The organism is Chryseomicrobium excrementi (genome assembly GCF_002798305.1).
In the GTDB taxonomy this organism is placed as follows: Bacteria; Bacillota; Bacilli; order Bacillales_A; family Planococcaceae; genus Chryseomicrobium; species Chryseomicrobium excrementi.
This window is the reverse complement of sequence record NZ_PCGR01000001.1, coordinates 227,724-252,537: the sequence shown is the minus strand read 5'-3', so window position 1 is coordinate 252,537 and position 24,814 is coordinate 227,724. Positions and strand designations below refer to the sequence as shown.

30 protein-coding genes are annotated in these 24,814 nt (G+C 43.0%); 3 read left to right on the top strand and 27 right to left on the bottom strand.

Annotation, left to right across the window (positions count from 1 at the left end):
- Window positions 1–33 precede the first annotated feature (33 nt).
- The 5 genes from grpE to CQS04_RS01270 form a co-directional block, all read right to left on the bottom strand.
- Window positions 34–588: a nucleotide exchange factor GrpE gene (gene grpE, locus CQS04_RS01290; RefSeq protein ID WP_100352408.1), complete on the bottom strand. Its 555-nt coding sequence runs from the start codon at window positions 586–588 to the stop codon at window positions 34–36.
- Between the two features lie 15 nt (window positions 589–603).
- Window positions 604–1,635, bottom strand: a complete 1,032-nt coding sequence (hrcA, locus tag CQS04_RS01285; RefSeq protein WP_100352407.1) for a heat-inducible transcriptional repressor HrcA — start codon at window positions 1,633–1,635, stop codon at window positions 604–606.
- Between the two features lie 87 nt (window positions 1,636–1,722).
- On the bottom strand, window positions 1,723–2,859 hold the full coding sequence (hemW, locus tag CQS04_RS01280; RefSeq protein ID WP_100352980.1) for a radical SAM family heme chaperone HemW: 1,137 nt from the start codon (window positions 2,857–2,859) through the stop codon (window positions 1,723–1,725).
- 63 nt (window positions 2,860–2,922) lie between these two features.
- Entirely contained in the window at window positions 2,923–4,752 is a 1,830-nt protein-coding gene (lepA, locus tag CQS04_RS01275; RefSeq protein WP_100352406.1) for a translation elongation factor 4, read from the bottom strand.
- Between the two features lie 216 nt (window positions 4,753–4,968).
- Complete coding sequence (locus CQS04_RS01270; RefSeq protein WP_165775426.1) at window positions 4,969–5,214, bottom strand: hypothetical protein; 246 nt, start codon at window positions 5,212–5,214, stop codon at window positions 4,969–4,971.
- 312 nt (window positions 5,215–5,526) lie between these two features.
- On the opposite strand from CQS04_RS01270, the gene rpsT reads away from it, so the two are divergent.
- Window positions 5,527–5,775 carry a 30S ribosomal protein S20 gene (gene rpsT, locus CQS04_RS01265; RefSeq protein ID WP_094944291.1) on the top strand — a complete coding sequence of 83 codons (249 nt, stop codon included), beginning with the start codon at window positions 5,527–5,529 and terminating at the stop codon, window positions 5,773–5,775.
- A 79-nt stretch (window positions 5,776–5,854) separates the two neighbouring features.
- Here the strand turns inward: rpsT and holA are convergent, their stop codons facing one another.
- Window positions 5,855–6,856, bottom strand: coding sequence for a DNA polymerase III subunit delta (holA, locus tag CQS04_RS01260; protein WP_100352404.1), 1,002 nt, complete (start codon window positions 6,854–6,856; stop codon window positions 5,855–5,857).
- Between the two features lie 108 nt (window positions 6,857–6,964).
- Between holA and CQS04_RS01255 the strand changes: the two genes are divergently transcribed.
- A complete protein-coding gene (locus CQS04_RS01255; RefSeq protein WP_100352403.1) occupies window positions 6,965–7,099 on the top strand; it encodes a YqzM family protein in 135 nt (44 codons plus the stop codon).
- A 37-nt stretch (window positions 7,100–7,136) separates the two neighbouring features.
- Here the strand turns inward: CQS04_RS01255 and CQS04_RS01250 are convergent, their stop codons facing one another.
- Genes CQS04_RS01250 through CQS04_RS01195 form a run of 12 tightly spaced genes read right to left on the bottom strand, consistent with a single transcriptional unit; the run spans window position 7,137 to window position 16,441 of the window.
- Complete coding sequence (locus tag CQS04_RS01250; RefSeq protein WP_165775425.1) at window positions 7,137–9,425, bottom strand: DNA internalization-related competence protein ComEC/Rec2; 2,289 nt, start codon at window positions 9,423–9,425, stop codon at window positions 7,137–7,139.
- Window positions 9,397–9,978, bottom strand: a complete 582-nt coding sequence (locus CQS04_RS01245) for a ComE operon protein 2 (RefSeq protein WP_100352401.1) — start codon at window positions 9,976–9,978, stop codon at window positions 9,397–9,399. The genes CQS04_RS01250 and CQS04_RS01245 overlap by 29 nt, the downstream gene beginning before the upstream one ends.
- Window positions 9,979–10,030: 52 nt before the next feature.
- Window positions 10,031–10,624 carry a ComEA family DNA-binding protein gene (locus CQS04_RS01240; protein WP_165775424.1) on the bottom strand — a complete coding sequence of 198 codons (594 nt, stop codon included), beginning with the start codon at window positions 10,622–10,624 and terminating at the stop codon, window positions 10,031–10,033.
- Window positions 10,625–10,683: 59 nt separating this feature from the next.
- The gene (locus tag CQS04_RS01235; RefSeq protein ID WP_100352399.1) at window positions 10,684–11,409 is read right to left on the bottom strand and encodes a class I SAM-dependent DNA methyltransferase; all 726 of its coding nucleotides are present in this window, start codon (window positions 11,407–11,409) and stop codon (window positions 10,684–10,686) included.
- Window positions 11,409–11,762, bottom strand: a complete 354-nt coding sequence (gene rsfS / locus CQS04_RS01230; protein WP_100352398.1) for a ribosome silencing factor — start codon at window positions 11,760–11,762, stop codon at window positions 11,409–11,411. The genes CQS04_RS01235 and rsfS overlap by 1 nt, the downstream gene beginning before the upstream one ends.
- Before the next feature lie 15 nt (window positions 11,763–11,777).
- The gene (gene yqeK, locus CQS04_RS01225) at window positions 11,778–12,335 is read right to left on the bottom strand and encodes a bis(5'-nucleosyl)-tetraphosphatase (symmetrical) YqeK (RefSeq protein ID WP_245858719.1); all 558 of its coding nucleotides are present in this window, start codon (window positions 12,333–12,335) and stop codon (window positions 11,778–11,780) included.
- Window positions 12,319–12,894: a nicotinate-nucleotide adenylyltransferase gene (locus tag CQS04_RS01220; RefSeq protein ID WP_100352397.1), complete on the bottom strand. Its 576-nt coding sequence runs from the start codon at window positions 12,892–12,894 to the stop codon at window positions 12,319–12,321. Before CQS04_RS01220 ends, yqeK begins: the two co-directional genes overlap by 17 nt.
- Before the next feature lie 2 nt (window positions 12,895–12,896).
- Window positions 12,897–13,193 carry a ribosome assembly RNA-binding protein YhbY gene (gene yhbY, locus CQS04_RS01215; protein ID WP_100352396.1) on the bottom strand — a complete coding sequence of 99 codons (297 nt, stop codon included), beginning with the start codon at window positions 13,191–13,193 and terminating at the stop codon, window positions 12,897–12,899.
- Window positions 13,187–13,999, bottom strand: a complete 813-nt coding sequence (aroE, locus tag CQS04_RS01210) for a shikimate dehydrogenase (protein ID WP_100352395.1) — start codon at window positions 13,997–13,999, stop codon at window positions 13,187–13,189. Before aroE ends, yhbY begins: the two co-directional genes overlap by 7 nt.
- Before the next feature lie 4 nt (window positions 14,000–14,003).
- Complete coding sequence (gene yqeH / locus CQS04_RS01205; protein ID WP_100352394.1) at window positions 14,004–15,104, bottom strand: ribosome biogenesis GTPase YqeH; 1,101 nt, start codon at window positions 15,102–15,104, stop codon at window positions 14,004–14,006.
- Window positions 15,104–15,625, bottom strand: a complete 522-nt coding sequence (locus tag CQS04_RS01200) for a YqeG family HAD IIIA-type phosphatase (RefSeq protein ID WP_100352393.1) — start codon at window positions 15,623–15,625, stop codon at window positions 15,104–15,106. Before CQS04_RS01200 ends, yqeH begins: the two co-directional genes overlap by 1 nt.
- A 36-nt stretch (window positions 15,626–15,661) precedes the next feature.
- Window positions 15,662–16,441, bottom strand: a complete 780-nt coding sequence (locus CQS04_RS01195) for a phosphatidylserine decarboxylase (RefSeq protein ID WP_100352978.1) — start codon at window positions 16,439–16,441, stop codon at window positions 15,662–15,664.
- 85 nt (window positions 16,442–16,526) lie between these two features.
- On the opposite strand from CQS04_RS01195, the gene pssA reads away from it, so the two are divergent.
- The gene (pssA, locus tag CQS04_RS01190) at window positions 16,527–17,063 is read left to right on the top strand and encodes a CDP-diacylglycerol--serine O-phosphatidyltransferase (RefSeq protein ID WP_100352977.1); all 537 of its coding nucleotides are present in this window, start codon (window positions 16,527–16,529) and stop codon (window positions 17,061–17,063) included.
- Between the two features lie 456 nt (window positions 17,064–17,519).
- On the opposite strand, the gene mtnN is transcribed toward pssA, so the two are convergent.
- From mtnN to CQS04_RS01145, 9 genes are all read right to left on the bottom strand, one after another.
- Window positions 17,520–18,209 (bottom strand): 5'-methylthioadenosine/S-adenosylhomocysteine nucleosidase, encoded by a 690-nt coding sequence (gene mtnN, locus CQS04_RS01185; RefSeq protein ID WP_100352392.1) that lies wholly within the window; start codon window positions 18,207–18,209, stop codon window positions 17,520–17,522.
- Between the two features lie 13 nt (window positions 18,210–18,222).
- Window positions 18,223–18,891, bottom strand: a complete 669-nt coding sequence (locus CQS04_RS01180) for a YrrS family protein (RefSeq protein ID WP_100352391.1) — start codon at window positions 18,889–18,891, stop codon at window positions 18,223–18,225.
- Window positions 18,892–19,034: 143 nt separating this feature from the next.
- Window positions 19,035–19,508, bottom strand: a complete 474-nt coding sequence (gene greA, locus CQS04_RS01175) for a transcription elongation factor GreA (protein WP_100352390.1) — start codon at window positions 19,506–19,508, stop codon at window positions 19,035–19,037.
- Window positions 19,509–19,550: 42 nt separating this feature from the next.
- On the bottom strand, window positions 19,551–20,186 hold the full coding sequence (gene udk / locus CQS04_RS01170; RefSeq protein ID WP_100352976.1) for a uridine kinase: 636 nt from the start codon (window positions 20,184–20,186) through the stop codon (window positions 19,551–19,553).
- Window positions 20,183–21,454: a peptidase U32 family protein gene (locus CQS04_RS01165; protein ID WP_100352389.1), complete on the bottom strand. Its 1,272-nt coding sequence runs from the start codon at window positions 21,452–21,454 to the stop codon at window positions 20,183–20,185. The genes udk and CQS04_RS01165 overlap by 4 nt, the downstream gene beginning before the upstream one ends.
- 13 nt (window positions 21,455–21,467) lie before the next feature.
- The gene (locus tag CQS04_RS01160; protein WP_100352388.1) at window positions 21,468–22,391 is read right to left on the bottom strand and encodes a peptidase U32 family protein; all 924 of its coding nucleotides are present in this window, start codon (window positions 22,389–22,391) and stop codon (window positions 21,468–21,470) included.
- Window positions 22,392–22,396: 5 nt separating this feature from the next.
- Window positions 22,397–23,029, bottom strand: coding sequence for an O-methyltransferase (locus CQS04_RS01155; RefSeq protein ID WP_100352387.1), 633 nt, complete (start codon window positions 23,027–23,029; stop codon window positions 22,397–22,399).
- A gap of 101 nt (window positions 23,030–23,130) precedes the next feature.
- Complete coding sequence (gene mltG / locus CQS04_RS01150; RefSeq protein ID WP_100352386.1) at window positions 23,131–24,249, bottom strand: endolytic transglycosylase MltG; 1,119 nt, start codon at window positions 24,247–24,249, stop codon at window positions 23,131–23,133.
- A gap of 253 nt (window positions 24,250–24,502) precedes the next feature.
- Window positions 24,503–24,814: a DUF1292 domain-containing protein gene (locus CQS04_RS01145; protein WP_100352385.1), complete on the bottom strand. Its 312-nt coding sequence runs from the start codon at window positions 24,812–24,814 to the stop codon at window positions 24,503–24,505.

Genomic DNA, 24,814 nt, shown 5'->3' with positions numbered 1-24,814 from the left:
CTCCTAGACATTGTTTACTATTAATAAAGTGGTTTATTCGCTAACTTTCACCATGGCTGGTCGAATCACTCGGTCCTTCAACTGATACCCTTTTTGAAGGGTTTGAATCACAATACCAGAGTCAAACTCTTCAGATGGCTCTTGCATCACAGCTTGATGGAAGTTCGGATCGAATGCTTCTCCAGTTGGAGCAATTTCTACAACGCCTTCTGTAGCAAGTGCTTGTTTCAAAGTACGGTAGACCATTTCAACTCCAGTAAGAAGAGTTTGTGCATCTTCCGACTGAGGCTTCGACTCTAATGCACGCTCAAAGTTATCTAGAACCGGTAACAGGTCCGTAACTAATGATTGAGCACGGAACTTTGAAGCGGCTTCCGCATCTTTTTGCACACGACGACGGTAATTGTCAAAGTCTGCACGAAGACGTAAATAGCTGTTTTCTTGTTCGTCAAGCTTAGCTTGCAGCACTTCAACTTCAGAAGGTTCAGCTACTTCTTCGGTAGCTTCAGCTTGCTCTGCGTCTAAACCTTCTAGTTCAGCTTCCACTTCTTCCGGTTGTTCTACAGGTTGTTTGTTTTCTTCAGTCATGATCACAAAGCCTTTCTATTTGGAATTAAAAATCTTAGCGAGCTCTTTAGACATGTCTCCTGTCACATAGTCTAGTAAAGATATGACACGTCGATAATCCATTCGAGTTGGTCCTATGATAGCAATCTGACCCCGCTGCTGTTCACCAAATGAATACGTTGCGGTGACAATACTACATGCTTCCATAGAATCCATTTGGTTTTCAGAACCAATACGAATGGACAACCCACTGGAGCTTGGAACAATCAAACGTGGGTGGTCTTCTAACTGTTGCATGAACTCTAACAGATTTCGTGCTTTTTGCCAGTCATTGAACTCCGGTTGATTGAACAGCTGCATTTTGCCGCCATATACCACCTTTTCCTCTGACCCTTTACTGACATCCGCAGTCAACGCTTCAAACACTTCAACAAGTCGTGAATTCGACTGATGGATCAACTGTGTCATCACTCGTTTCAAAATGCCTGGAAGTTCGTATAGATACGAACCTACAATACGGGCATTCAGCTCTTCTACCATGCGCTCAAGTTCGTCTAATTTCACATCTTGTGGAATGGAAACTAGCTTATTTTGCACATGGCCGTTGTCCGTGACGATAATCGCCACTGCATTCTCAGAGGATAGTGGTACCATTGAAAACTTCCGAACGCGGTGTCGTTGGACGTCTTCCCCAAGAAGAATTGTCGTGTAGTTTGTCAGTTCAGCTAAAATTTCAGCAGACTGTCTGATCAACTGTTCAGACTCTACACGTCGTTCAGCGAAAATAGATTTCAATTTCGTGATTTCTGTCTTGGTCAACTGGTTCGGTGAAAGCATATGATCGACATAATAGCGGTACCCTTTTTGAGAAGGTACCCGACCTGAAGACGTATGGGTTTTTTCGAGATACCCCATTTCTTCTAGATCGGCCATTTCATTTCGAATGGTTGCCGGACTATAGGGCATCTCTTCTTTTTTCGAGAGTTGCCTTGACCCTACAGGTTGAGCAGTTTGGATAAAGTCATCGACAGTAACTTGCAAGATTAACAATTGTCTTTCCGTTAACATGTTGATCACTCCTGTTAGCACTCGTCTTGTGAGAGTGCTAATACTCATCTATAAAGTTATCAAAGGTTGAAATTCCTGTCAACGAATTTAGTCGAGTAAAAAGTCCTGGAAAATTTCGTTGCCGACGAATCGGCCTTTTCGAGTGAGACGGACTCCATTTGGAGTTGACTCTAACAATCCGTTCGCTATATGCGGCGCCATTTTATCCCCGTATACATCGGGTAATTCTTTACCGAATCGCTCCCGGAATGTTGCAAATGATACACCTTGATTCATTCGAAGACCTAAAAACATCTGCTCTTCCATTTCCTCTTTTGAGGTTACTTGATTTTGATGGAGAATCGGCAGTTGATGGTCTTCTAATGACTGCATGTATTTTTTTAATGGTCCATGGTTTGAATACCGCATCCCATTTACATACCCATGCGCCCCTGCTCCAAGACCTAAGTACTCTTCATTTCTCCAGTAGATTGAGTTGTGTTCGGAATACAACCCATTTTTCGCAAAGTTGCTGATCTCATATTGTTCAAACCCATGTTCCTTTGTACGGGTCATCAACACATCGTACATCTGCGCCTCTAGATCTTGTGACGGGAGTGAGAGTTTTCCTTTCGCGAGCAAATTGTAAAAAATCGTTTTCGGTTCAACAAGAAGTGAGTATGCCGAGATATGTGTAATGGGCATTTCAAAAGCACGAGTGAGCGCCTCGTTCCACTGCTCCATCGTTTGGTTCGGAAGGCCATACATCAGGTCCATGCTAATAGACGGGAACTTCAATTGGTCTGCATGACGGATGACTCGTTCCACATGCTCGTTCGTATGAGTTCGACCCAGAACTTTTAATAAAGTGGCATCGAATGTCTGGACTCCAATACTGAAGCGATTGACTCCGCGAGCAGCCATCAGCTCCATCTTGTCATTGGTCAGCTCATCGGGATTCGCTTCTGAAGTGAACTCTTTGATTTGGTGCATCGGAAAATGTTTGGCAATTGAATCAAACAACCGACTCAGTTGGCGCAGGCTTAACGACGTAGGTGTCCCTCCGCCTAAAAAGATGGTGTGTACTTCGTCTAGATCTGTCTTACGAGCCCAGATCTCCATCTCACGGTCGAGACGAGTGAGGTACTCATCAACCGGTTGGTTATGAAAATAAAATTTATTAAAATCGCAGTAACTACAAATCTGGTGGCAGAATGGGATATGAATATAAATTCCTTGTATCATCATCTTCCAACTTTCTATCAAACAAAAAGGAGGACAGCAAGCTGCTCCTCCCCTGATGTTCAGTTATTTTTGATCGTCGTCCATCTTGAGGACCGCCATGAATGCTTCTTGTGGGACTTCTACAGACCCGACCTGCTTCATGCGCTTTTTCCCCTCTTTTTGTTTCTCAAGAAGTTTTCGCTTACGAGAGATATCTCCACCGTAACACTTCGCAAGAACGTTTTTCCCCATGGATTTGATCGTAGAACGGGCAATAATCTTTTGTCCAACTGCCGCCTGGACAGGCACTTCAAATTGTTGTCTTGGAATGAGGCTCTTCAGCTTTTCAACGATCAGCTTCCCACGCTCGTAAGCAAAGTCTTTGTGCACGATAAAGCTCAGTGCATCCACTTTTTCTCCGTTTAGTAGGATATCCATCTTCTGAAGCTTCGATTCTTTATAACCAATCAATTCATAATCAAACGATGCGTAGCCTTTAGTGCTTGATTTTAGTGAATCGAAGAAGTCGTAAACAATCTCAGATAGAGGAATCTCGTACAAAATGTTGACACGAGCAGATGACAGATAGTCCATCGTCAAGAAGTTTCCGCGTTTTCTCTGGCATAGTTCCATAACAGCGCCGACATAATCTTCAGGGACCATGATAGAAGCCTTTACATAAGGCTCTTCCATCTTGTCAAGTTTTTGTGGATCTGGCATCATCGACGGATTGTCGACACGAAGCATCTCTCCATTCGTCATGACGACATTATAGATAACGGATGGTGCCGTTGTAATCAAATCAATTTTAAATTCACGCTCAATACGTTCCTGAATGATTTCCATGTGCAACAGCCCAAGGAATCCACAGCGGTAACCAAACCCTAAAGCTTGGGAGCTCTCCGGTTCAAACTCAAGAGCCGCATCGTTCAATTGAAGCTTTTCAAGTGCTTCGCGGAGATCGTTGTACTTCGAGTTATCAATCGGATAAAGACCACAGAACACCATTGGATTCATTTTACGGTATCCAGGCAGTGCTTCTGTCGCTGGATGCGATGCGAGTGTGATCGTGTCCCCTACATTCGAATCTCCAACATCTTTCATAGATGCTGTTAGGAACCCAACATCTCCGACAGTCAGTTCTTCGCGCTGTGCAGCTTTTGGTGTAAATACACCCGTCTCTACAACGTCAAACTCTTTTCCTGTAGACATCATGCGAATACGGTCTCCTGGCTTTACAGTTCCTTCAACGATACGGATATAACAGATAACGCCTCGGTATGGGTCAAATAATGAATCGAAGATCAACGCTTTTAGCGGTGCTTCTGGGTCACCGGCTGGTGCCGGCACTTTTTCTACGATCTGTTCAAGGATTTCTTCGATTCCAATCCCCGCTTTTGCTGACGCAAGCACGGCTTCTGAAGCATCGAGACCAATGACTTCTTCTACTTCACCACGAACGCGCTCTGGATCGGCTGCAGGAAGGTCGATTTTATTGATGACTGGCAAGATTTCCAAGTCGTTATCAAGTGCTAGATACACGTTTGCAAGTGTTTGCGCTTCAATCCCTTGTGCTGCATCAACAACAAGGATGGCACCTTCACATGCTGCTAGGCTTCGTGATACTTCATAGGTAAAATCGACGTGCCCTGGTGTGTCGATCAAATGGAAGATATACGACTCACCGTCTTTTGCAGTGTACTGCAGTTGTACGGCATTTAATTTGATTGTAATTCCACGCTCGCGCTCTAGATCCATTGAATCCAAGAGTTGGCTTTTCATTTCCCGGCTGGTTACGGTCTGTGTCTTTTCTAAGATACGGTCAGCAAGTGTTGATTTTCCATGATCAATATGAGCGATGATGGAAAAGTTACGGATTTTCTTTTGTCTATTTAAACGATCTACGTTATTCATTTTCGTCCACTCCTAATTAAGCTACAACAAATTATAGCAGAATCAGGCGCGAAGTGATACGTAAATCGCATGCGATTAGAAGATGGCACTTTAAGCAGTGGCAATTTGATGAATCGTTGAATCCACTTCTTCGGGTGAATTTTCGATTCAGCTTTGTTCAATAAGAAGTGTGGCCGCGTGCAAATCTTGATTATAGACCCCGTCCACACCTCGTGCTTATTTCACCAATACACCACAAGACAGACCAGGGACCTGTTTCGTATCCGCATTTACCTGAATCGGCTTTTGCTTCAAGCCTGTGACAGTCGTTGCATCTGCATATGTCACTAATGAAAGTTGAAGAAATCGACACATCCGATTTTGGTTGCTGGCTCTCAGAGCATCAATTACTAGTAACCCCGCTGGGCGCATGTCGCGGACAATAAATTCAATGAACTCTGCAGTTTCCATTCCAGATTGCACTCGTACCCCAGGCTAAATAAGGAAGACCTTTTCTTACTGCAAGAAAACATACTTCTGATGTAGCTTTTGAATAACGCTTGATCCAAGGTCTCCACTTTTGTTTCGATGTCTGCAAACGACTCGATTCGTTCAAGCTCCAGTTCATTATTTCTCATCCTGTTCACCTCAACATAGTTTGTACTGCTGTCAAGTAAATATTCTTTGCATTTAAATATTGCAATCACGCAAAAGGTTTGTTAAAATGATTCTTGTTGTAATTGAACTGAAATCAATTAACAAGTATCATCTCATCCTTAGTAGGAGGTGAAAGGAATGCCAAACATTAAATCAGCTATTAAACGTGTGAAGACTAATGCTGCTGCAAATGCACAAAACTCACAAACAAAATCAGCTATGCGTACTGCTGTAAAGCGCGCTGAAACTGCTGTAACTAATAATGATGAAAACAAAAATGATTCAATCAAAGCTGCTATCAAAGCTGTAGAAAAAGCTGCTTCAAAAGGCTTGATCCACAAAAACGCGGCTGCGCGCAAAAAATCTCAGTTGATGAAAAAAGCGTAAGTTTTTGCATCAATTGTTCACCTACAGAAATAGAGCTGTCCCCAATTCGGGGACAGCTCTTTCTGTTTGTCTAAGGTATTTAATTCGCGAGCAGATAGAGTTCTAATATCCGTTCTTTCTTCATGTAGGAAGATTTCAATTGCATGTCGACTTCGGCTAATTTTTTAAGCTTTTCTACAAGCAACTCTTCTCGGTCAACAAGCGGGTGCTCCATCATCAGCTTGACTCGGTAGGGATGCGCTTTAATCTGTCCAGCAATCTGTTGATTGTGGTAGCCCATCTTTTTGTAGTAACCTACTTGGATAAGCAGCCGCAATTGCCCCGCTAGTAGAGCAACAAGCTTCAACGGCTCTTCTTTTTGCTTTAGAAGCTCATTGTAGATGGATACGGCTTTTTGCCTGTGGTTCAACAAATAGGCTTCTGTTAATGCGAATACATTTTCTTCGAGAATCGGTGATGCCACTTCTTGGTAGTCCGCAAGCGACACTTCCTCTTGTTTTGCAAAGATAGCGGCTTTATTTATTTCATTTCGCTTGAACGAAAGTGATAATGGTGTCGCAGCTATCCAGTCTACAAGTTCATCGGTCGGTTGTTTGCCGTGCGATCGGAACTGAGAGACAATCCAGCTCTTCTGATCATTCTCAGATAGAGGATTCGCTTCAATAACAACGGCCACTTGTTTTAATTCTTTGACTAGTTTCTTTCGGTCGTCCAATTTGTCATACGGAGCAACAAATATCACAGTAGCCGTATCTGTAGGATGCTGGAGCCAATAAAGAAATTCCTTTTGTGGGAATGTATCTTTCTTTTCTTTTTCTTTGTCTTTCACTGCAGCTCTTAAGAATGTGGGATTGTGAACAACAATCGCCTTTTTTTCAGAGAAAAATGGCATTGTGTCTGTCTCCAACATGACATCGTCAATTGATTGCTGGTCCATGTCCATCGAAAACCATTCCTCCGGATCGATTCGAGACTGGATTCGCTTCAATGTTTCATCTCGCAAATACGCTTCACTGCCGACAATCACATAAAATGGTGCAAGCGGATTGTTCAAGATAGCTTGCCACTGCTTGGTGATCATGAGAGACACCTCTCTTTCTCTCTTATTATACAAAAATTGTTCACATCATTGTGTGTAGATTTTTTTAATTGGATTGTTTATACTTAAAAAGACATAGGAGGGGTTTAGATGAACGAATTTGAGCAAAATGTACAGTCAAAGCGTAATGACGCTATTGACTCAGGAATAGGTTTTGTGGCCTCTTTTGCATTCTTCACAATTATGTTCTTTGTAGCTGTAGTCATTCAATATGTTGCTTCTTAAGAAGCGCCACACGGGCACCCAACTGGGTGTCTTTTTTTTATTCCAATGTCTTAAATGTACGTGTTCCTGAAGAATCTATTAATAGTTCAATAGTGCCTAACTCATGCGTGCCGAGATACGGAATATCCTTTGCTTTTAAGCGTTCTAAAATAATTGTGTGCGGATGACCGTAGCGATTGTTTTCTCCCGCACTCCCAATAGCTACTTCAGGATTTATTGTGTCGAGCCATTGTTCAGTTGACGATGTCTTGCTTCCATGATGTCCTAATTTGATTACGTCACTAGTTTTCAAATAGCCCCCGTATTGCCGAAGCATCTTCCCTTCCCCTTCCATCTCTAAATCTCCAGACAACACCACTTTTGTTCCGTAGACTTCTGCCACCGTTACAATTGAGCTGTCATTCCCCTGATAGACACCTGGAACTGGTAACAGAACAACTCGCATGGAAGTTGATGAGAGCTCTAGAGGAGCAATCAGTTCATGAACTGGGATTTCTTTTTTCTTAGCCACTTCAATGACATCTTGCAATTCTTCAAGTTTAAGTATTCCTTGTGGAATGATTAGCTGACGCACTTCAAATTCTTCTAAAACCTCCTCTGCCCCCTCTGTATGGTCTGCATCCGCATGGGTGAGCATTAATACGTCTATTGTAGAGATGCCCTTAGAACGCAGATAAGGTGTCACAATCGACCTCCCCACCTCGTAGCCATTTCTTTTTTGCCAGGGTTCTTTAGAAAAAGTTGCGACACCTCCTGTATCGATTACAACTACTTGTTCTTTATATGGAAATTCAATTACTGTGCTGTCACCTTGCCCTACATATAGAAACGAGATCTTTGCCTGTTCATTCAGTTGTGGGAGTAGCTGCCATAACGCACATCCAACTAAAAAGAGTGCAAGAGCAAGAAAGACTCTTTTTTCTGCGACGTAAAAAATAACGCACACAAAAACAACGGTAATAAGGAAGATGGAGCGCGTCGATGGTGGGGTCCAGACTGCGAAAGGAAGATTTGCACTGAGCTCGAAAAGGAATTGAATCAGTCCTCGAAACGATCCATAGTTGGAGATGAGTGGTAGTTGTTCAAAAGGCAATAAGGCGAGTCCTGTATAAAAAAAGCTAAAGGGCATAATAACAAATGTAAATAAAGGAATGGCCACTACATTGAGTGGAAGAGATATGATAGAAAGTTGCTGGAAGTGATAAAGAATAACGGGAAGAACTGCCAACTGACAGACAACGGTAGTAAAAAAAGCGGAGAGCCAAAAGGAATTGTGACGAAGAAGTTTTGTCGAAAAAACAAAACTGGTTACTGCTAAAAATGACAACTGATAACCTGGTTGCAGTAAATAAAAAGGAAAATAAAGCAATGTTAGAAGAAAAACACCTGCTAATAAGTCAGACGGTGGAATCTTGATTTTAAAAATAACTAGGAGAGTGGCAACGAAAATTAATAAGGAAGCTCTTACAATCGAAGGTGCTCCTCCTGCTAAAAACATATAAAAAGGGACAAGTGCAAGTACGGAGACATAAATATGGAGTCTTCTAAACGATAGTAGCAACAAAATTTTATAGATAACTCCCGTTAATAAGGCCACATGTAACCCCGAGATGGCAAACAAATGTGATATGCCAAGCTTCTGATAAAGTCTTTGGGAATCGTCATCCGCAAGCGTGCGATCTCCGATAGTTAGAGCTAAGAATTCGTCTTGCAGTGAAAGAGGCACTTTTTGAACAACTTGTTCATGGATATGTTGACGAAGCGAAGACATCCACTTGCGTAGTGTCCATAATGGGCCACCTGCTTCTCCCTCGACACGAACTGAACTTACTTCATAACTTCCCCCTGCGCCTTTAGAAAACAAATACGTTTTAAAAGAAAATTCAAACGGATGGCTGGATTGTCGTGGTTCTGGTAAAGCAACTTCTAACTCGAGTTTTCTTCCAGTCCAGTTCTGTTCAGCAAATTCCTTAACTTGTTGCTCACTTTCGATTTTGTATGAAATGAACGCTCGCGCACCTGTTTCGGTTAAAACAAAAGCTGTCAAACGGTCGCCATCTAGTTTCATATGTTCCGTCATCGTTGCTTGTATTCGCGATACATCTTCTAAAGGCTCAGGCACTCGAAACAGCGAATAGCTATAAAAACCAACGCCGATAGCAAATGTTAAAAGTGCGACTGTCTTAGAAACACGCCAGTTACAAAACAGCGAAATCCCAATGACGCCAAGAAAATAAAACAGCGAATTCCATGCACTGAAGCAGCCGAATATGGCTGCTCCAGCTAAATAAATCCAGTTATTTTGTAACTTTTTCGCTATGACCAAATAAGGCATCCACCTTTTCCGTGTAAGCCTCAATCTTGTCTTGCTCTCCAGTCTTTGCTGCTAGCTCATGTAACAATTCTCGGACCAAATCTTCTTTTTCAGGAGCTAAGAAATCAACTTTCCGAGGATCAAATGGTACGTGCAACACTTCAATACCCGCTTGCTCTAATAGCTCGATTGCATATGTATTGTTCTTATAGTCCATCGCATAATAGAGGCGCTTGATACCTGACTGTATAATGGACTTCGTGCATGGCAAGCACGGAAAATGCGTGACATACAAATCTGCTCCACTAACAGACACACCATATTTGGCGCATTGCAATAAGGCATTCATCTCTGCATGAATCGTACGGACACAGTGATTATCGACCACATAACAGCCTTGATCGATACAATGATCGCCTCCTGAAATTGAACCATTGTAACCACCAGCGATAATTCTGCGGTCCCTAACAATTACAGCTCCAACAGCCAGTCGAGTACAGGTGCTACGCAGTGCTAGCAAATGGCACTGGGCAAGAAAAAATTGATCCCACGTTATTCTCTCCACGACGATTCCCCCTTTTTTACAAGTGTACCTATTAAAAATCGATACCGTCAACCTACTTTACACGAATCAAAGGACGCAGTTGTTCAAGTGTCTTGTCGCCTATTCCATCTACTTGTGACAAATCGTCCACTGTCTGAAATGGAGTTGCTTCTCTATATGCAATGATGGCATCGGCTTTTGCGGGGCCGATTCCTGGGAGTGTTTGAAGCAGTGTCGCATCTGCAGAATTGATATCGATTAGCTCTGATTCGCTTTCAGTTGTAGTCGTGACCTCGCCTATTGTGGGGATATAGATCGATTCTTCATCGACTAGTAGAGCGGCTTGATTGATCTGGTTGCTATCACTCAATTCTAGTAGCCCGCCAGCTTTGTCTATCAGTGCAATCAATCGACTACCAAACGGCATTTCATAGACACCTGGCTGGCTTATAGCACCTTTAATTTCCACAACAATAAAGTCAGGGTCTGATTCAATAGCTGGTGGTTGCTCACTAATGGAAGTAGCTGCTAACGGTGTCAGTTCAGGTTGAGGGCTGCGGGTCATCATCCAAAGGACACTTAAGATGACGAGGGTTGCGATGGTTACGGAGACATAAAATGTGGTAGTTTTGTAGAATGGCTTTGGATAAATAGAAAAACCTCCCAATTTGGGGGAATCGCAGGAGATAGTCTCACTATACTGCAATTGCCCCAAAACAGGAAGTGTTATTTTGTTGCTAGAATAAAATGACGCAGATTGACGTGTTCGTTCCCGAAGATCCCGGAAGCTTCTAAACTAGACGAGAAGCCAGTCTCTTGGAGCCATTTTTTATAGGAATCAATCTCAAAAGTTCGCTGGTAATGATGCTCTTCAAAGCGTTCATATAAGTCTTCATCTGTTTTTACAAAAAACGTTATATCATGATAAACAGAATGAGGTACTTCACCTGGTTCTGTACTCCACATATAGGCCACATCTTCATCTTCATAAATAAAAGGACCATCTAGGTAGGCTGCGATCTTGTCAATCGAATGCACATCGAAAAACAATTTGCCGCCTGGCTTCAGGGCTTGAAAGACCTTCTCAAACGTCTGCTTCACTTGCGTTTCATCGACCAGATAATTCAACGAATCGATTGCGATGACCACCACATCTACCGGAGTCGCGACCGAAAACTCTGTCATCGATGCACAATGAAAATCAACTTGCGCCTCTTCTTCTAAAGCTTTAGAAGTCGCTTGGTCGATCATTTGTTGGGAAAGGTCGATACCGATGACATCCGCCCCCATATGAGCTAAAGGTATCGATAGTGTTCCCGTTCCACAGCCTAAATCTACTACAGTTTTTCCGCGCAATTCACCGACTTCATGAACCATCCAAGCCAAATAGTTTTCGTACGGGATGTCTGCCATCAATTCATCGTATACATGTGCAAAACGCTCGTACATCATTAGTCTGCTGCTAGCTCGATGAACTCGATCGGAGCGTCTCCCCAAAGGCGTTCTAGATTATAATAATCGCGCTCATCTCGGTGGAAAACATGTGCTACAACATCGCCAAGGTCAATTAGTACCCAACGGCCTTCATCATACCCTTCCATGCGTTTTACATGGATCTGTTGCTCCTCCGCTTTGTCTTTGATCTCTTTCGCAATCGCTTGAACTTGGCGATCAGAATTGGCATGACAGATCACGAAGTAATCTGCAATCGGAGAGACCCCTTGCATGTTTAGGACTACGATATCTTGTGCTTTTTTATCATCTGCAGCTTGTGCTGCGAGTTTCATTAATGTTTCAGAGTTCATTCGATCTTCCCTTTCTTATTTCCAACAATTGTTATAACACAAAAGTGAATCCGGATATACCGTTTGTTTTTGTTTGAGTAAATGTTGTAACGTATGACGTACGCCGTACTTCATTGCAAGCTCTAGATCTTGAGCAGCAAACTCCCGCAGCTTCTCTACTTTCGGGAAGTTTCTCGAAGGTTCAATCATATCAGCCACATAGATAATTTTTTCTAACTTTGACATTCCGGCTCTCCCAGAAGTGTGGTAATAGATTGCATTCAAGATGTCTTCATCGTGTATCCCGAATTCTTGTTTAGCCACAATACTGCCTACCGGACCATGCCACAGCTCGTGATGAAACTCGAGTAGCTGTTGGTTCAAGTCATGTTCTTTTATTTGCTGGGCCATCCATTCCATGTCTGCATACTTGCAGATATCGTGCAACAACCCGGCAAGTTCTGCTTTTTGAGGATCGACACCCTCTTGTGTAGCAAGAACCATGGCTGTATCGGCTACTCCTATTGTATGGATGTAGCGTTTTTCAGTCATACGAGACCGGATAATCGGTAACAAGTCACTTCGTGTCCACATAAAGACCCTCCTTGTCACAATAAGCTGCCACAGTTCGTGGCATTAAGAAGCGTGTCGAGATTCCTTGTTGAAGACGACGACGCAGCTCTGTTGAAGAAACGTTAAGCTCTGGAATCGTCACAAACTGTACCGGATAGTCCGTTTGTAGGGAATAGCCAGGACGTGGGACCGCCACAATAGTAACTAGCTTCACGAGCTCCTCAATCTTGTACCAGTCTCCAAGCTTCTCTACTTGGTCCGCCCCAATTAAAAAATAATAGTGAGTATCTGGATTGGACTCAACAAGTGCCGTTACCGTATCAAATGTATAAGACACACCTCCACGTTCAAGTTCAATCGTTTCAACTGAACTGTCCGGCAGCTCCTGAAGAGCTAACGTCAGCATGTTTAGTCGATGAGCATCTGTCACTCGTCTATTTTTCTCTTTAAACGGAGACTGAGCAGCAGGTAGGAAGTGCATCTCATCCAAACCTAACGCTTCTTTCACTTCACTTGCAATCAGCAGGTGCCCATAATGTGGCGGATTAAAGGTACCCCCTACAAGACCTATCTTTTTCATAATTATGCGCGTGGCAATAAAATCTTTTTCTTGTTCACAGACTCTTTATAAAGCACGACTGTGAGACCGATCAACTGAACAAGCTCAGCACCGGTTTTTGAAGCTAACTCTTCCGCCACTACGTGTTTATCCTCTTCACAGTTTTGCAAGATAGAGATTTTGATCAACTCACGCACTTCAAGCGCTTCTTGGATTTGTTTGATCATTTGTTCATTGACGCCACCTTTACCTACTTGAAAGATGGGTGCTACATGGTGTGCTTCGCTGCGTAAAAATCGTTTTTGTTTCCCTGTTAACATGGTTGTTCTCCTTCATGACGAAATATCGTCTTTCGTATTTCTTGTTGGTCCGGCTGAATGCCCGTCCATAATTCAAATGCAAGCGCTCCTTGCCCAATCAACATGGATAATCCGTTCATGGTGGTGGCTCCTTGCTGTCTTGCTTGTTTTAAAAATACCGTTTCCGGTGGTGAATAGATGATATCGACTGCTAGCATAGAACTTGTCCAGTTCGGATTAGAAAGCGGCGTCTCCAAACTGTCCATTCCGACAGAAGTCGTCTGGATGACCACATCAAATGTAGAAAAGATAGCTGAGACTTCACTAAGATTCATTTCATTCACTTCAAATTCCTGTGCTAGACGAGAAGCTTTTTCCGAAGTACGATTGGTAATGGTCACATCTTTGATGCCTTTTTGTGAAAGTGCAGCCACTATACCTCTAGCTGCCCCTCCGGCACCTACTAGTAAAACTCGGCTATCATGACTGAGATTTGGAATGTTTGCAAGCAGTCCTAAACCATCCGTATTGTAGCCAACCCATTTCCCATCTCGCCTGACGACTGTATTCACGGCTCCTGCAAGTGCTGCTGAAGCATCTAGCTCATCCAGATATGCGATGATTTCTTCCTTAAATGGAACCGTGACGTTAAAGCCACTGCATCCTAAAAGAGCTAACGATACCACTGTTTCTTGCAGTTTGTCTCGTTCAACAAAGATAGGAATGTAAGATGCGTCGATGGCATTTTGCTGAAACCAAAGGTCATGCATCTTTGGTGAGATAGAATGATGGATGGGATTCCCAAGCACGGCATACCACTTTTTCATAGTATTAAATGAGTGATGGACGGACCATCACTGCAACTCCTTTTGGAACATGAGCGGCCACAACAACATTCGCTGTTTGACATGTGATCCAACCGAGTCCAGAGAACACGATATCCGTCTTCGGAGCTTTGATCGAAAACTCATGACGTACGAGCTCTGGATACTCTGCTGCTACATCTTTGCCTGGTGGTGACAACAGGTCCCCTTTATGTTCCGCATAGAGAGCATCTGCGTTCGATAGCTTTGTACGGTGAATCGTCAATTGGTTAGACAAATGTGCAGTAAAGGCTGATCGTTCCCCTTTAACGAAATCAAATCGAGCAAGGCCACCGATAAATAATGTTTGCTCTGGATTAAGCTGATAGACCTTTGGTTTGATTTCATTTTTAGGTAAAATTAATTTCAATTCCGATGGTGCCACATAATGTGCAATCTGATGATGATTGATGATTCCTGGAGTGTCGCAAATATATTTGCCGTCATCCATTGGAATTTGAATCATATCAAGCGTCGTTCCTGGGAACTGAGAAGTCGTGATGACTTGGTCTTCTCCAGTAGCTTGCTTGATGATACGGTTGATAAAAGTAGATTTCCCTACGTTTGTAGAACCTACTACATAAACATTCTCACCACGGCGCAAGTGCTCAATTGCTTCCATAGCCTCTACCATACCTTGTCCTTTGGCAGCACTGACTAGCAGAATATCTGTCGTTTGTAAGCCTAATGATTTCGCTTCACGTTTCAACCAATTGATTACTTTGTTTTTCTTTACTGATTTCGGTAACAGATCCGCTTTGTTTGCAATCAACAAGACGGGGTTGTTGCCAACGAACCGGTGAAGACCTGGTAACCAGCTACCATTAAAATCGAAGATGTCGACAATTTTAACGATCAACCCTTTTTGACTTCCTAGACCATTTAATATCTTTAAAAAGTCATCATCTGTTAACTCGACCGGCTGAATTTCATTGTAGTTTTTCAGTCTGAAGCAGCGCTGACAGATCACTTCTTCTTTTTCTAGACTCGATGCAGGTGCATACCCTAGTTTTGTAGGGTCTTCTGTTTGAATGGCCACACCACAGCCGATACATTGTAGTTGTTCCATTAAGATTCATCTCCCCACATGATATGACCTTGACGTTTTAAATAACTAAAGATACGACGTTCTACAAGGCGGTTGAAACGAGTAAAGAACCCGTCTGATTTCGCGACAGGAATCACAAGTATCGTATGCAGTTTCAAGCGGTTGCCACCTAAGACGTCCGTCAACAATTGATCACCGATCACAACAACTTGTTCTCTTTTTAGTCCCATCAAGCGAAGAGCTGATAAGAACGCTTTGCGGAACGGTTTTCTCGCTTTATAAATAAACGGAATCTGCATCGGGTCTGCGAAGGCCTTCACCCGCATTTCATTATTATTCGATACAATCGTCACTTGAATGCCCGCTTGCTGCATGGACGAGAACCACTTTACCAGCTGCGGTGTTGCGTCTGGACGGTCCCACTCGACAAGAGTATTGTCTAAATCGGTAATAATACCTCTGATACCTTTAGCTGTTAACTCTTCTGGGGTTATTTGAAATACGCTCTTCACGAATTGAGAAGGTATAAAATTGTTTACCACGTGCTACACTCCACTCTATTACATACTCTTTCGCCATTATAGCATATCCGCAAGTGCCTCTCCTACTTGTACTTTGTTCCCTGCTTGCACCGATGGTCTCCATTTGAGAGCATCTTTCGGTGAGAGGACGACTACAGTAGAGCCAAATGCAAAGTAGCCTATTTCCTCCCCTTTCCTCCATTCGTCTTGAGAAGATAGCAATTCGATAGAATTGACGAACATAGCACCTACTTTGATCACAGCGAAATCATGAGTTACTGTTTCAATAATCGATACAATACGGAAGTTGTCGCTGATTGGATTCTTCCCGTATTTTAGACCAAGCTGATTTACCGGATAGGAAAAGCCACCAGACTTATATTGTTCTTTTACTTGTCCTGAAACGGGCGCATGAATACGATGGTAATCCGCTGGACTTAAATAAAGGACTATGTACTGTCCACCAATGTAGGAAGCAGCTAGTTCCGGTCTAGCCAAGAGTCGGCCAACCGAATAGTCTTGCCCTTTTACAAAAAACGATCCATTCGTTGTAATTTCACCAAACGATTCAATCTTGGCATCTACCGGACTTACAAAAGTTGTCGGGGTCTGTTCGATTGGACGAACTTGAGGCTGTAGTTGCCGTGTAAAAAAGTCATGCAGTGATTCAAACTCGTCAACCGATTTTTTTGCAAGTGTTGCATCGATGCGAAACGTTTTGATATACGACGGAATGATCCATTTACTTGCCTTCGACTTAGTAAACGTTTTTAAGAGACTGGATGTGCTAGGTCGATTGGTTAGTTCGATGAAGCGTTGATAGAAATGTCTTTTCACTAAATTCGTTCCTTTCACCCTATGATTTCCCATCATTTCGGAGTATACTTATAGGATAAACTATACGTGAGGGGAAACCATTTTGATATTTTTAGAATCTACAATGGAGCGTCTGTCGCGCTTGAAGACTCACGCGGCCAACCTCCTTACCATCATGAACCTGGCCTTTGGTGGCGCTGCCATATTGGTTACGATGAATGATAAGTTTGCACTTGCCGTCCTTTTCATATTTATTGCTGGACTTTTAGATCGCTTTGATGGCATGACTGCTCGCAAACTTGGAATTGAATCCGAATTAGGAAAACAATTGGATTCCATGAGTGATATCATTTCATTCGGCATTGCGCCCGCACTACTTATGTATGCCTATGCAACGCATGAACTCGGTACACTTGCTATGGTCGTTACAGTCATGTATATCGCATCAGGAGCTTTCCGCTTGGCTCGCTTTAACATCTCTGAATCAAACGGCTTCTTTACAGGTCTGCCAATCACTGCGGCTGGAGTAGTACTCACACTCAGCTATTTTGCAGTTCCGTATGTACCTGCAGTATTCTACTTGTTTTTCATGATCTCATTGTCGTTTTTGATGATCTCTACATTTTCATTGCGCAAAATCTAACCCGCTCACTGTGAGCGGGTTTTGTTATAGCCTCCTGATTGTACACATACACTTTTTTAAGGAGGTACGTCTATTCAGTGGCTGTCGATTCTTGCAAGCACCCTAGCCCACATTCTTCTTGTGCTCGGCTATATACGTAGTCAAGCATTTGAGCATCCCCTTCCCCCTGAAAAAGAGCAGCAACTTTTTCAACAAATGTACGCAGGAGTAAAGCGAAGCTTTGGTCACGACGAGGAGGCTTCGAGGTTCTTCCCTTGGAGAGGGGCTTCACAGGTGAAACTAGCAACACAAAGATAGGATTCTGATGGCCGCTCCCACAGATAAGCGTTTCTATTCCAAGCGCTCTCAGTCAGCGAAACATTTCTCTTGCACTTGATAACAAGCATAAAAGGCAACTTCTCTTTAGTGAGAAGCTGCCTTTACTAGTAATTATACTAGCTTTTTCTCATCGAACCTCTATAAATGATCTACTACGTGCAAGACGACTTGAGTAGAGTTTTTAGCCGCAATCGGTAAAAACTCATCAAAGCTCATTGGAGACTCTTGCCCTGCGATGTCCGAAAGTGCTCGAATAACTACAAACGGTGTCTCGAATTGATGACATACTTGGGCTACAGCAGCTGCTTCCATCTCACAAGCAGCCATAGTAGGGAAGTGCTCACGCGTCTCTTGAATGCGTTCCGGGATGTGCATGAACGAATCACCTGTTGCAATCAGACCTGTTGCTGCATTTGCACCAATAGCTTCAATCGCTTGTTGCGCTTTTTCAATCAGCACATCATCTGCTTTGAACGCTGCAGGTAGTCCAGGTACTTGGCCCATCTCGTAACCAAATGCACGAACGTCCACATCGTGATGACGTACTTCAGTAGATACAACAATATCACCCATTGTTAGGTTCGGATCGTATCCACCAGCTGAACCTGTGTTGATTACATAATGCGGCTTGTATTTTTCTAAAACGATTGTGGTCGTCATTGCTGCATTTACTTTTCCGATCCCGCTTTTCACAAGAATCAACTCATGTGAACCGTACTGGCCAGAAGTGAACTCACTGTTCCCAATCGTTTCTGTTTTTGCATCAGTAAGAGCAGCACGAAGATGCTCCACTTCTTGTTCCATTGCACCGATAATTGCAAGTTTCATCGTCATTCCTCCATTATGGCAATTCGTTCAATACGTCCATCTTAGTTGGCTTCCAACCTTCGCCGTCCACCCACTCCAGATAAACACGGTATTTCTCTGATTGATCGTTTGATGTGACGGTCCCAATAGCTTTTTGAGGAGACCCACCGTTCCCTAAGAAAATGGTGATCATATTGTCTGGTGAAAGTCCTGTAGCATATTGTAACGCTTGTAACTTTTCATTCCAGTCTGTCGTGCCTTTTTCATAGCTGGATACGTGATTTCCCGTCTGACTTGTGCCAATCGGCTGCCACGCACTGTTCACAATCGTTTCTTTTACCTTCGGATCATCGGAAGGCTGTGTCGTGATTTCTGCCGTTTGTTCTTTATCGGCATCCTCAGATGCCTCTGTGTCGGAAGCCTCACTATCTTCAGCTTCAGTTTCTTCTGCCTGGTCTTCAGCAGCATCGGCTCCTGCTAAGTCTTCAGACTCGACTTCTTGTTGTCCTTCGTCTTCAGCGGGTTGTTGCTGTTCTGTTTGCTCTGCTTCTGTATCAGATGCCGTCTCCTGGTCATTTGAAGACAGCAGATTGACTAATGTAATGATGATGAGCAATCCTACAATTCCAAGTAGCGAATTGATTAGCAGATTCGCACGTTTTTTCTTTTGCAATTGCTGTCTACGCGATGTCTCTTGTGGCATAGTACTCACTCCTTAGTGTTCGTAAAACCTCACTTCATCTTACTAGGAAACGGAGCGGCAAGCAACTGAACGCCATTGTTTGTCATGAAAATGAAAACTGCCTGACAGTTTGACCTGTCAGGCAATACGCTTCCTCTAACCTATTAGGAAATCGAAACGATTTTAACGTCCATTTCGCCACCAGGCGTCATGATTTTGACGTTTTCACCAATAGAACGGCCGAGTAGACCTTTTGCAATCGGTGAGTCGTTTGAAATCAATCCTTCAAGTGGATCTGCTTCTGCAGAACCAACAATCGTATAAGTCTCTTCTTCTCCATCCGGAATTTCGATAAATGTAACCGTTTTCCCGAGTGAAACTGTATCATCGTTTGCATCTTCTTCAATGATGACCGCATTGCGGATCATGGATTCAAGTAAACTGATACGTCCTTCTACGAACGCTTGGTCTTCTTTAGCAGAATCGTATTCCGAGTTCTCAGAGAGATCTCCGAAGTCACGAGCAACTTTGATACGCTCAACGACTTCTTTACGTTTTACATTTTTTAAAAGATCTAATTCTTCCTCTAACTTTTGCTTACCTGCAAGCGTCATCGGATATGTTTTTTCATTTGACACTCCCATACACTCCTTTAATCTTTAGCCACTCGTATCATCATATTATACAATTCCATTACTTTCAAGAATAGCCTTAATTTTCGTAACCATTAAATCAATGGCTACTTCGTTCTGGCCGCCTTCAGGAATGATGACATCGGCATAGCGTTTTGTTGGTTCAATGAACTGGTTATGCATTGGTCGGACAACATTTAAGTACTGTTCTACAACGGATTCCACGGTCCGACCACGTTCAGAGATATCACGGAGGATACGTCGAATGATTCGCAGATCGGCATCCGTATCCACGTATAATTTAATGTTCATTAAATCGCGAAGACGCTCGTCTTCTAGTACTAGAATACCTTCTAAGATGATGACATCCTTTGGCTCGATAAGGACTGTTTCGTTTGAACGAGTATGCGCTGCATAATCATAAACAGGTTTTTCAATTCCTTGGCGCTGCAACAAATGATTGACGTGATCAATCAAAAGATCGTTGTCAAAAGCAAGCGGATGATCGTAGTTTGTCATCAATCGCTCTTCCATCTCTAAATGAGATTGGTCTTTATAATAGAAGTCTTGTTGGATCACGACGACTGAGTGATCTTTAAAAGCTTCATAAATGGCATTGGTAACACTTGTCTTTCCAGAACCAGAACCGCCCGCGATTCCGATAACTAATGGTCTTTTCACTATACTAACCTCTTCCGCATCATATTGTTCGGGTACAGCTTGACAGGGCAATGAAACTGGACGATCTGCAACGGATGACGCGCAGCATCGAGAGTCTTGCCTTTGGTGTCATAAATCTCAGGTACGACGAGCCGTACATTGTCGATTTGCGGACCGAAGAATTCGATTTCATCGCCCGGCTTAAAATAATTTCGTTGTTCGAGCGTCACCGTCTGAGTGGTCTCGTTATAGTCTACCACAAGACCAACAAAGTCGTGAGACACTTTTCGACTATGTTCTCCGAACATCTGTTGCTCATAGCCTGGCTCTCCTTCAAAAAAGGCAGGAGCAGATTCACGATTTGCACATTTATCGAGCTCGATCAGCCATTCAGGATCCATTGTAAAATTGTCTGGGTCTGCACAATAGGCATCAATCACTTTACGATACACTTGAACGACCGTTGCGACGTAATGAATCGATTTCATGCGTCCCTCGACTTTAAGTGAGTCGATACCCATCTCAATCATGCGAGGAATGGATTCAATCAATTTTAAGTCTTTGGGACTCATTGCAAATGCTGCGGTTCCCTCATCAGCAACAGCCACTTGACCGTCTTCTGTGTTTTCGAACAGTATGTAATCCCAACGACAAGATTGACAACAACCTCCCCGATTGGAGTCACGAGCCGTCATGTGATTTGAAAGCGTGCAACGCCCACTGTACGCAATACACATAGCACCGTGAATAAACGTCTCGATTTCAATGTCTACTTTCTCTTTCATCAAAGCGATTTCGTCTGCAGTTGTTTCACGAGCTAGCACGACGCGGTCAAGGCCTTCTTCTTTCCAGTACTGAACGGCTTTCCAGTTAGATAACGACTGTTGAGTACTTAGGTGAAGCTCAAGCTTTGGTGCATGCTTCCTACACGTTTCAATAATCAAAGGATCTGCGACGATGATTCCTGTGACTCCCGTACCTTCTACGGCTTGCAGATAATCAATCAGGCCGTCGATATTTTCGTTATGAGCGAAAATATTAGTCGTCACATAAATTTTAGCTCCATACTTATTTGCAAACTCGACACCTTCACGCATCTCATCAATCGTAAAGTTACCAGCGTTAGACCGAAGTCCGTACTCTTGTCCGCCGATAAAGACCGCATCTGCCCCGTATTCCACAGCAATTTTCAGTTTTTCTAAATTTCCAGCGGGTGCAAGTAGCTCAGGCTTTTTTACAATGACGCGTTTGCCATCTATAAGTTGACTGATTGAATCAGCTACTACAGTCATCTGCTCTCTCTCCTTAATAAACCGATTCTTTAAAAAAGAAACCTGTATCTATTGGTCGATGTGTTTGTTGCCTGTTCTCTATCTCAGAAAGTAGTTGTTGTTTTATCGCACGATACTCTTTTGGAGAATTTGCATATGCATCTAATGCTTGTCGATAAAGTTTAGTGACTGCTACCGTGTACTCTTCCGTCTGCAGTAACCCTTCAATGCGAAATGCATCGATATCCGCTTCCAACAACTCTTCTAATTCATCAATAATGCACATATCGTTCGGTGAGAAGATATGCGTACCGTTCAAATCTTCATAAATCGGGTAGCGATTGCCACGCTCTTTGTCAAAGAGCAGCATATTCTTTTGCTGCGTGCGATTTTCAATTTCCATCGCTTTTCCTTGGTATAAGAAGTAATGGCCGAGTAAAGGTCGCTTCGACTGGAACATGCAGCTCATGCCGTGTACTTGAATCTCTACTTCCACATCCGCATTTTCTTTGATTTCAAGGATCTCGTCCATACTGAGTTCTCTTGCGAGATAAGCACGTGATGCGCCGCGCTCGCCCCAATAGTTCGCCGTAAAATAGTTCGTAGCTGTTTGCTCACTGTTCCAGAACAGAGGGATTGTGCTCGAGATCTCTCTGTGTGTCATCAACACGGCCGGGTCACCAAAATAAATGCCATCCACTTGTAAAACCTCTAACTGTCTCATATAAGCTTCAAGTGCATTTACTCGATCATTATGAAATAAAGCGTTTACGGCTACATAGACTTTTTTATTTACTGTTGTAGCAAGCTCTTTCACTTGTGCAATTGACTCTAATGAGAATTCCCCTGCGAGTCGCAAACCGAATTGTTGTTCTCCGACTACAACAGCATCCGCACCCGCTTCAAATAGAGCTTTAGCATGATCAATAGTTGTAGGGGTTACTAGAATTTCCGTCATCACTGTCACCTCTTCGTACTTACGAGCAACCCGTCTCCCAATGGGAAGAAATAGCTGTCGTACTGTTCATTTTGCTGTAGTTGTTGTGTAAATGCATGCAATTTGCGTACCATCGTTCGCTTACGGCGAGGCACTTGATCCATCGGAATTTGAGTCAAACCGTTTAAGAAAATGTTATCGCTGTATATGACACCACCTGGTTTTACTAGTGGCGCGTAGCGGTCAAAGAATAGTTGGTATTGGCCTTTAGCAGCATCAATAAACAAGGCATCATACTGCTCAAAAGGTAGTGACTCAACATTAAAGTCCAATGCGTCAGCATGAAAGATTTGCACCTGAGATGCGTAATCGCTAGCTTGAATATAGCTGCACGCCGTCTCAAAGCGTATGTTGTCTCGTTCGATTGTCGAAACATGAACATCTGGATGCAACGAGGCCATGCGGAGAGCGGAATACCCTATAGCGGACCCAACTTCCAAAATGGTTCGGGCTTGTTGGACACGCAAAAGCTGTAGAAATGCGTCGATTCCTTCAGGTCTCATTATCGGTACATGCTGCTCTTCTGCGAAGCGTTCCATATCATGAAAAAACGCTGTTCGATGGGAGCTGAACAGCTGTTGAAGGTCATCTGTTGTCATGTGGTCTCCCTCTTTCCGTTGGGAAGTCGTTCAAAAAATTCAATTGTTATCATATCATGATGAACAAAAACTATCCACTAGAGAAAGTGGATAGTTTCAGCTTAACGCAAATATTCTTGTATGTTTGCCATATGTTCTTCATAAGTTTCAGCAAAATGGTTCGTACCAGATGGATCTGCTAAGAAATACAGGTATTCCGAAGTAGATGGATCCATTGCTGCTTCAAGTGAAGCTTTACCAGGACCAGCGATTGGACCAGGTGGCAATCCTTTGTTTACGTAAGTATTGTAAGGATCTTGTACTTCTAAATCTTCATATAAGACCCGGTCTTTATGCTCTCCAAGTGCATACAAAACAGTTGGATCCGTCTGAAGGGGCATATCGATTTCTAAGCGATTATTGAAGACACTGGCAATCGTCTTACGGTCTGTTTGCGCAGTCGCTTCTTCTTCTAAAAGTGAAGCAAAAGTTAACAACCAGTGAACCGATTTCTCGCGCTCTGCCAAAATTTCACGATACGGTTGCACGTTATCTTGTGTTCCTTGTAGCATGGCAAATGCAATGGTTTCCATTGAGGGGTTTTCCTCATAGAATGGATACGTTGCAGGATACAAATACCCTTCCAGTGCGTAACGAACGTTTTCACCAAACACTTCATCAGTGATCAAGTCAGGGAATTGTTGTCTTGCTAATTCTACAAACTCTTCACTTGTCACAAGTGCAAAGAAATCTTCAGCAGAATGGTTTGTCTTCGCTTCAATAACATCTGCAATCTGATCAAGTGTCAAACCTTCGGGAATATTCATGGTAAACACTGGTTCACGATAAATACGTCCCGTCTTTAAACTTTCAATCAGCTCATCCAAAGTCATGGACTGAGTCAACGTATAATCTCCCGCTTGAAATTCGCCTTCATTTTGAAACTTCACATAGTATTTGAAGATTCGAGCATCCCGTATGATGTTATTGTCTTCGAGAGTTTGCGAAATCGTATCGATACCAGAACCGATTGGTATGGAAACAGCGATTGGATCGTTGTTGTCTGCGTCGTAAGGTTTTAAACCATCCGTAACGTAATTATATGCAGAGTAGCCTCCGATACCGACTATGACTAGGATAATAAGAACAATGGCTAAAACGATACGGCGGACAATCTTGACTTCTTTTTTCTTTTCTTTCATGCGTTCGAACATAATCTCTTTTTTAGAACCTTTTGCCAATTGGGCTTCCCCCTTTATCTTCAAATAGTATACTAGAAAAGTCGCAGGGACGTCCAGATATGTAAAAAAGCTGGCACAAATTAAAAATAAGGGAGCTTCTCGTAATTGAGAAACCCCCTTATTATATGATTTATCGTGTATAGGGGAAGCGTTCCGCGGGCACGGGCTGAGCCAAGGTCTCAGCTTCCGCTTTTAATCCCGCTGGAGTCACCCCTAAACACTTTTCACATTTGTTGTTTTAAATAAGTTGGAATTATTGTTCTTGAATTCCGTATTCGTCGTCTTCTTGCTCGTCCATGAACGCGCCAAGAGTTTCTTCGATCATGTCCCACTCTTCTTCTGTTTCAATTGGAAGAAGTTCTCCGTCCGTACCATCTTCTGAAGGTACGAATGAAGATGCATGGATTTCAATCTCTTCATTCTCGTCTTCTGCGTCTGCCCCTACTGGGTAGTACAATACGTAAGATTTGCCGAACTCGTCTGATTCAAATGTCAGAAGGACGTTGCAAAGTTGCTCGTTGCCGTTTTCATCTACGATTGTGATATGTTCTTGTCCGTGTTCCAT

Coding starts and splice junctions, on each gene's coding strand:
- CQS04_RS01145 (WP_100352385.1), bottom strand. CDS start 24,814: ATGGAACACGGACAAGAACATATCACAATCGTAGATGAAAACGGCAAC.
- CQS04_RS01235 (WP_100352399.1), bottom strand. CDS start 11,409: ATGATGTACGAGCGTTTTGCACATGTATACGATGAATTGATGGCAGAC.
- CQS04_RS01165 (WP_100352389.1), bottom strand. CDS start 21,454: ATGACTGTAGTAGCTGATTCAATCAGTCAACTTATAGATGGCAAACGC.
- holA (WP_100352404.1), bottom strand. CDS start 6,856: ATGATCACCAAGCAGTGGCAAGCTATCTTGAACAATCCGCTTGCACCA.
- hemW (WP_100352980.1), bottom strand. CDS start 2,859: ATGATACAAGGAATTTATATTCATATCCCATTCTGCCACCAGATTTGT.
- hrcA (WP_100352407.1), bottom strand. CDS start 1,635: ATGTTAACGGAAAGACAATTGTTAATCTTGCAAGTTACTGTCGATGAC.
- CQS04_RS01220 (WP_100352397.1), bottom strand. CDS start 12,894: ATGAAAAAGATAGGTCTTGTAGGGGGTACCTTTAATCCGCCACATTAT.
- CQS04_RS01160 (WP_100352388.1), bottom strand. CDS start 22,391: ATGACGGAAATTCTAGTAACCCCTACAACTATTGATCATGCTAAAGCT.
- aroE (WP_100352395.1), bottom strand. CDS start 13,999: ATGAAAAAGTGGTATGCCGTGCTTGGGAATCCCATCCATCATTCTATC.
- CQS04_RS01155 (WP_100352387.1), bottom strand. CDS start 23,029: ATGACAACAGATGACCTTCAACAGCTGTTCAGCTCCCATCGAACAGCG.
- lepA (WP_100352406.1), bottom strand. CDS start 4,752: ATGAATAACGTAGATCGTTTAAATAGACAAAAGAAAATCCGTAACTTT.
- yqeH (WP_100352394.1), bottom strand. CDS start 15,104: ATGGAACAACTACAATGTATCGGCTGTGGTGTGGCCATTCAAACAGAA.
- CQS04_RS01255 (WP_100352403.1), top strand. CDS start 6,965: ATGAACGAATTTGAGCAAAATGTACAGTCAAAGCGTAATGACGCTATT.
- rsfS (WP_100352398.1), bottom strand. CDS start 11,762: ATGAACTCTGAAACATTAATGAAACTCGCAGCACAAGCTGCAGATGAT.
- grpE (WP_100352408.1), bottom strand. CDS start 588: ATGACTGAAGAAAACAAACAACCTGTAGAACAACCGGAAGAAGTGGAA.
- yqeK (WP_245858719.1), bottom strand. CDS start 12,335: ATGTGGACACGAAGTGACTTGTTACCGATTATCCGGTCTCGTATGACT.
- mtnN (WP_100352392.1), bottom strand. CDS start 18,209: ATGAAACTTGCAATTATCGGTGCAATGGAACAAGAAGTGGAGCATCTT.
- rpsT (WP_094944291.1), top strand. CDS start 5,527: ATGCCAAACATTAAATCAGCTATTAAACGTGTGAAGACTAATGCTGCT.
- yhbY (WP_100352396.1), bottom strand. CDS start 13,193: ATGTTAACAGGGAAACAAAAACGATTTTTACGCAGCGAAGCACACCAT.
- CQS04_RS01180 (WP_100352391.1), bottom strand. CDS start 18,891: ATGCCACAAGAGACATCGCGTAGACAGCAATTGCAAAAGAAAAAACGT.